The organism is Streptomyces sp. NPDC006265, from assembly GCF_040613555.1.
In the GTDB taxonomy this organism is placed as follows: domain Bacteria; phylum Actinomycetota; class Actinomycetes; order Streptomycetales; family Streptomycetaceae; genus Streptomyces.
In genome coordinates this window covers 1-5488 of record NZ_JBEXSH010000626.1, presented here as the reverse complement: position 1 = coordinate 5488, position 5488 = coordinate 1, and the positions used below count along the sequence as shown (strand labels likewise).

The following is a 5488-nucleotide window of genomic DNA, read 5'->3' as shown; positions in this document are numbered from 1 at the left end:
CAGATCGTCGACGGGCCTGCCCACGAGCTCGGCGGGTTCGTAGCCGAGCAGGCGGCGAGCCCCGTCGCTCCACACCATGATCGCTCCGTCGGCGTCGACGACGAACGCCAAGTCCTCCGGTACGCGTCCCTGCACGGTGCCTCCGGATGTGCCGCCCCTGCCTGCTCACGAGTCCCTGCCCCGATTGTCCCGCTACCGGCCCGCCGGGGCTCGTCTGCCGAAGGGCACCTCGGTGACCAGCGCGAACGCTCAGATGGTTGCGCGGATCGCCTGCTCGAACCCCTCGACGCGGCCGCGGGCGAGCCGTGCCGCCCGCTCCGGCTCGCCCGCGACGATCGCCTCGATCATCGGCCCGTGCTCCTCGATGTGTCCCGCCATGTCGGACAGGCGGTCGAGGAACAGGCACCAGATGCGGGGTGGCGAGGTTGTCGTGGCGGACGAGGGTGTCCTCCAGATACGGATTGTGCGCGGCGGCGTAGACCGCGCGATCCACCTGGAGGTCCAGGCGCATCAGCTCGCCGGCGTCCTGCCGGGCGGGATCCGCGCTCTCCAGCTCCCGCCGCAGGGTCGTCAGGACCCCCCGGTCCGCTGCCGTGGCGCGCCGCGCCACCTGGGCGGTGGCCGGGGGTTCGAGCTCCTGGCGCACCTCGGAGAGAGGGACGAGGCCGGTGATGTTGACCTCGGTGGCGAAGGTGCCGCGCCGAGAGCAGGTGGTGATCAGGCGCTCGTACCGGAGCCGCTTCAGCGCCTCTCGGACGGGTGTCCGCCCGACGCCGAGTGACTGCGCGAGCTGCTCCTCGTGGGTCGGGGGCGCCCGGGCGGATGTCGAGCACCGCGACCACGAGGCACTGGTCACCTGGCACGGCATCCCGTTCTTCCACGTGCCGGTCACCGCCGCGACCAAGCCGGGGGCCGAGGCCCTGCTCCTCGGCATCGTCGACTCGTTCGACGTCGAGCTGGTCGTGCCGGCGCGCTCCATGCAGGTGCTCTCCGACGACCTGTGAGCCCGGCTGCCCGGCCGGATGATCAACACCCACCACTCGTTCCTGCCGAGCTTCAAGGGCGCCAGGCCGTGCCACCAGGCCCACGAACGCGGCGTCGAACGCGTCGGTGCGACGGCCCATTACCTCACCCCGGACCTCGACGAGGGTCCGATCATCGCCCCGGAGGTCATCGACGTCGACCACAGCCACCCGCCCGAGGACCTCGCCGCCACCGGCCGCGACGCGGAGTCGGCGGCCCCGGCGCGGGCGGCCGCGCCGGCACTGCGAGGGCCGGGTCTTCGTCCAGGGCCGCCGCACGGTGATCCTCCTGAGGTCAGGGCCGGTCGATACGGATCAGGGTCTGCTGCCCGGTCGCGACGAGCCCCCGCCGGCCGTCCTCGACGCCGAACACCTCCAGCCTGCACACCGTCAGCGTCCGGCCGGACTTCAGGACCGTGCCGACCGCCTCCAGATGGTCGCCGGCGGCCGGTGACAGGAGGTTGATCTTGTGCTCGACGGTGAACACCTCGGTCCCCTCGGGGAACCGGGCGAGGACCGCGTAGCCGCCCGCGCTGTCCGCGACGGCGCTGGTCGAGCCCGCGTGGAAGTAGCCGTGCTGCTGGATGACTTCCGGACGGCTCGGCAGCTCGATGTGGACACATCCGGGTGCGATCCGGGTGATCCGGGCGCCGAGTGGGCCATCGGGCCCTGGCGGGAGAAGCTGTCCCGGACGCGTGCCTGCGTCCCGGGGCTCGCCTGCCCCTGGTCTGCTCGTCCATGCGCGCTCCTTCGGCAGGGGCCGCTCGGGTCCGTCAGCCGGCCAGGCGTTCCACCAGCAGGAACCCGCCGATGACGATCATCATCGCACCGGAGACCCGGGTCACCGCCCTGGCCGCGGAGGGCCTGGTCCTCAGGGCCGTGCGGGCGAGAACTCCGACGGTGAGGTAGACGACGGCGCAGGCGGTCATGTGCAGCGAGCCGAGCAGGCCGGTCTGGCCGGCGACCGGCCACGCCCCCGCGGGATCGATGAACTGCGGGAACAGGGAGAAGTAGAGCAGCAGCGCCTTGGGGTTCAGGCCGCTGATCCCGATCCCCCTGAGCATGACCCGCAGGCGGGAGGAGCCCTCGGTGCCCACCTCCGCCGCGGAGGCGGTCAGGGTGGCGGGCTGCCGGAGCACTCCCCAGCCGAGCCACACCAGGTAGCCGGCCCCGGCCATGGTCAGCGCGGTGAGCAGCGTCCCGGAGCTCGCCACGATCACCACCAGCCCCGCCACCGCGAGCAGGGTGTACCCGGCGTATCCGGCCACCAGCCCGGTGACCGCCGGCACGACCGACCGGTCCCGCAGGCCCGCCGTGATCGCGTAGGCCCAGTCCGCGCCGGGCGTGAATATCAGCAGCAGATCCACTGCGAGGAAGGCCGCCAGCGTGGTCGTGTCCATCGATCGTTCCCTCTCACGTGCTGTGGTGCGAGAGGAAGGCTAGGCCGGATCGGCCCGAAGGTGTTCCCTTCTTTACTCCTTGATCGCGGGATCTGGGGCAGAATCTTCTCCATGGATGCCCTGGACCGGAAGATTCTTACCGAGCTGCAGCTGGACGGCCGTCTCACGGTCACCGAGCTGGCCGCACGCGTGAAACTGAGCGTCTCGCCCTGTCACCGCAGGCTGCGCGACCTCGAACGCGAGGGGGCGATCCGCGGGTACCGCGCGGTGGTGGACCCGGCCGCCGTGGGCCTGAACTTCGAGGCCCTGGTCTTCGTCACCCTGCGCTGGGAGGACGCCGACACGGTCTCCGCGTTCGAAGAGGCCGTGGCCGCCGTCCCGCACGTGCTCCAGGCCCAGCGCCTGTTCGGCGACCCCGACTACCTGCTGCGCGTCGCCACCACCGACCTGGGCGCCTTCCAGCAGCTCTACGACCAGCAGCTCGCCCGGCTGCCCGGCGTGCAGCGCCTCAACTCCACCCTCGTCATGAAGCACATCGTCGACGACCGCCCGCTGCCCGAGTGAGCGGCCGTCGCGTGTGCGGCAGGCCTCAGCCGTCCAGTCCTGCGGCGAACGGCATCGTCCGCCACTGCTCGACGGCCGGCTTCAGCGCGTCCACCAGCAGGGGCAGCCGCGGCGCGAGCGCGAGGCAGGCCACCGCGCGGGACATGCCCACCGCGTTGACGACCCGCAGCACGTCCTTGTCCATCCGTCGCAACCCCAGGCGCCCGGCGGCGTCGTACGCGGCGCCGAAGGCTGATCAGGCGTCAAGAACCCTCCCACGGCTTTGATGGTGTCACGACGGGTGTGGTGGTGCACCGCGACGAGAATCGACGGCCGCCTGTGCACCCCCGGTCAACTACCGGTGCGCCGTAGGCAATCGACGGGGCCGCGTCCGTCCTGGCGTGGCCTGGTCCCTGGCATCAGCCGCTCGGAAGCGAGGAAGCAGCACATGCCGTACATCACCGTGGGCCAGGAGAACTCCACCGCCGTCGACCTGTACTACGAGGACCACGGATCCGGGCAGCCGGTCGTCCTCATCCACGGCTTCCCGCTCGACGGGCACTCCTGGGAGCGGCAGAGTGCCGTCCTGCTCGAGGCCGGTCACCGCGTGATCACCTACGACCGGCGCGGTTTCGGGCAGTCCTCCCAGCCGACGACCGGCTACGACCCGGCTCCGCCGGCCGCGGCTAACGCACGGGGAAGCCGAAGGAGTAACCCTGCTCCTTCAGCCACGGCAGAACCTCTCGCAGGGCGGCAACGGTCTGCGAGCGGTCTCCGCCCGCGTCGTGGAAGAGCAGGGTCGGGCCGTTGGAGATCTCGTTCTTGACGGTGGCCACCATGGCCTCCGTGCCGGGCCGTTCGAAGTCCTTGGAGTCGATGTTCCAGCCGAGCGGGCGCATCCCGTGGGACGCGGCGAGGTGACGGCTGTAGGGGGTGAACGCTCCGCCGGGCGCCCGGTAGTACAGCGGGCGGACACCCCCGGACGCCTTGGTGATCATGCGTTCGGCGTCCAGGATCTGCTGTGACTGGTAGGCCTTGGACTTACGGTCCATGGTGACGTCGTGCGAGACGGTGTGGTCGCAGAGCCGGTGTCCGGCTGCCACCACCGCCTTGACCAGGTCCGGATGGGCGCGGGCCTGCGTGCCCACCATGCAGAACGTGGCCTTCACACCGTTGTCGCGCAGCACCCGCAGCACCTCGGGGGTCCAGGCGGGGTCCGGTCCGTCGTCGATGGTGATGTTGACGCCACGGGCACCCGCGTTTGAGGCGTGCACGATGCCCGCCGGGACGGGCGCCGCCTTGCGGCCCTGCGACTGGGCGGGAGGCGCCGAGACGCCCTGGGCGGGTCGCTCCTCGCCGGAACCGACCTGCGCGTTCCAGAACGAGCTCAGGCCGGCCACCGCGGTCACCCCGAGCGCCGCCGCCAGTACTTTGGCGTACCAACCCCGCCCGCCACTTCGCACCATGTCTTCTGTTCCTTCGCCGTCGCCGTGGAGCCCGTGCATACGGCAAGAGGGCTGAAGGCGGCCGGCGGATCCGTCTGTTACGGATCACGGACAATCCTGCTGCCCGGCGGTGTCCGGGCGGCCCGCCCGGCACGCTCGCGCCGGGCCCGCGGACGCCCTCTCGATCCAGGTGCGGACGACCGAAGCGGTGGTATCGGCGTGTTCCTGCATCATCGTCAGCTGGCCGCCGGGGACGTCCAGGACGTCGTGCGCCGACGGCCAGGACGTACGCCAGTCACAGCCGTCCAGGGAGGCGGCCATCGCGCAGGTGGGGCGCGACGCCCGGACGAGGAGCGTCGGTGCGGTGACCGGCTCGCGTGCCAGCCGAGGAAGATGCGGTTGCAGGCCCCCGTCGCCGCCGGCGCGCTGTCGTCGTCCCCGCTGAAGAGGGGCCGCCCCGAGTCCTGGGGCGGGGGAACGGCCAGGGACAGCAGCCAGTCCTCGCCGTGGTTGTCCGGCGTGATGTGGTAGGTGTCCAGCAGGACGACTCCCACCGGTGCCCGGCCCATCCTCTCCAGGTGGTGGGCCACGAGGTGTGCCACGTTGCCGCCCGCGGACCGGCCCACGAGCACCAGGGGGCCGTCGCCGACGTGAGCCAGGACGTTCTCCGCCTGCGTGCGCGCCAGGGCGGCCAGGTCCTGTGGCACGGCCGCCCCGGTGCCGATCCCGGGGTGCGGGAACTCCAGGACGTCCAGGCCGTCGTGGAAGGCGCGGTGGAAGCGGGGGAAGTCTCCGCCGCCCGACGCGAGGGAGGGGTGGTAGGCCAGGAAGTAGGCGACCGTCGGCCGTCCCGGGCCGGACCGGCCGTGGGAGCGGCGGATCGGGGGCAGCGCGTGCTCGCCGCCCTGGACGGCGGTGAAGGTGGGCAGCGCCCAGGACGCGGTGACGAGCAGGTGCATCGCCGCCACCGGCTGTCCGGCGGCACTGACGCTCCGGAACAGCGAGGAGAGGGTGTACGCGGGCCGCTCGGCCTCGGTGACCGCCGTGGTGACCGGGGTGCCGGACAACTTGCCGAGAA

6 protein-coding genes and 4 pseudogenes are annotated in these 5488 nt (G+C 71.9%); 3 read left to right on the top strand and 7 right to left on the bottom strand.

From position 1 onward, the window contains the following. On the bottom strand, window positions 1-135 hold a 135-nt coding region (locus ABZ281_RS35810; protein WP_356662237.1), incomplete at its 3' end, for a PAS domain-containing protein. 114 nt (window positions 136-249) lie between these two features. Further along, a pseudogene (locus ABZ281_RS35805) lies at window positions 250-881 on the bottom strand (GntR family transcriptional regulator). Between ABZ281_RS35805 and ABZ281_RS35800 the strand changes: the two are divergent. Beyond that, window positions 849-1308 (top strand): annotated as a pseudogene (locus ABZ281_RS35800) (formyltransferase family protein); the annotation flags it as partial. The pseudogenes ABZ281_RS35805 and ABZ281_RS35800 overlap by 33 nt on opposite strands. Before the next feature lie 9 nt (window positions 1309-1317). On the opposite strand, the pseudogene ABZ281_RS35795 reads toward ABZ281_RS35800, so the two are convergent. Together ABZ281_RS35795 and ABZ281_RS35790 are read right to left on the bottom strand one after the other, a co-directional pair. Next, window positions 1318-1685: pseudogene (locus tag ABZ281_RS35795) on the bottom strand (PaaI family thioesterase). 110 nt (window positions 1686-1795) lie between these two features. Then, the gene (locus ABZ281_RS35790; protein ID WP_356662236.1) at window positions 1796-2422 is read right to left on the bottom strand and encodes a LysE family translocator; all 627 of its coding nucleotides are present in this window, start codon (window positions 2420-2422) and stop codon (window positions 1796-1798) included. Between the two features lie 111 nt (window positions 2423-2533). Here ABZ281_RS35790 and ABZ281_RS35785 point away from each other — a divergent pair, with 111 nt between their 5' ends. After that, window positions 2534-2986, top strand: a complete 453-nt coding sequence (locus tag ABZ281_RS35785) for an Lrp/AsnC family transcriptional regulator (RefSeq protein ID WP_184914206.1) — start codon at window positions 2534-2536, stop codon at window positions 2984-2986. Between the two features lie 25 nt (window positions 2987-3011). Here ABZ281_RS35785 and ABZ281_RS35780 read toward each other — a convergent pair whose 3' ends face one another. Then, the gene (locus ABZ281_RS35780) at window positions 3012-3170 is read right to left on the bottom strand and encodes a hypothetical protein (protein ID WP_356662235.1); all 159 of its coding nucleotides are present in this window, start codon (window positions 3168-3170) and stop codon (window positions 3012-3014) included. Window positions 3171-3413: 243 nt separating this feature from the next. Between ABZ281_RS35780 and ABZ281_RS35775 the strand changes: the two are divergent. Then, a pseudogene (locus ABZ281_RS35775) lies at window positions 3414-3632 on the top strand (alpha/beta fold hydrolase); the annotation flags it as partial. Window positions 3633-3651: 19 nt separating this feature from the next. On the opposite strand, the gene ABZ281_RS35770 reads toward ABZ281_RS35775, so the two are convergent. Together ABZ281_RS35770 and ABZ281_RS35765 are read right to left on the bottom strand one after the other, a co-directional pair. Then, window positions 3652-4431 (bottom strand): polysaccharide deacetylase family protein, encoded by a 780-nt coding sequence (locus ABZ281_RS35770; RefSeq protein ID WP_356662234.1) that lies wholly within the window; start codon window positions 4429-4431, stop codon window positions 3652-3654. 215 nt (window positions 4432-4646) lie between these two features. Beyond that, a partial coding sequence (locus tag ABZ281_RS35765) for a thioesterase domain-containing protein (RefSeq protein WP_356662233.1) occupies window positions 4647-5488 on the bottom strand: 842 nt, incomplete at its 5' end.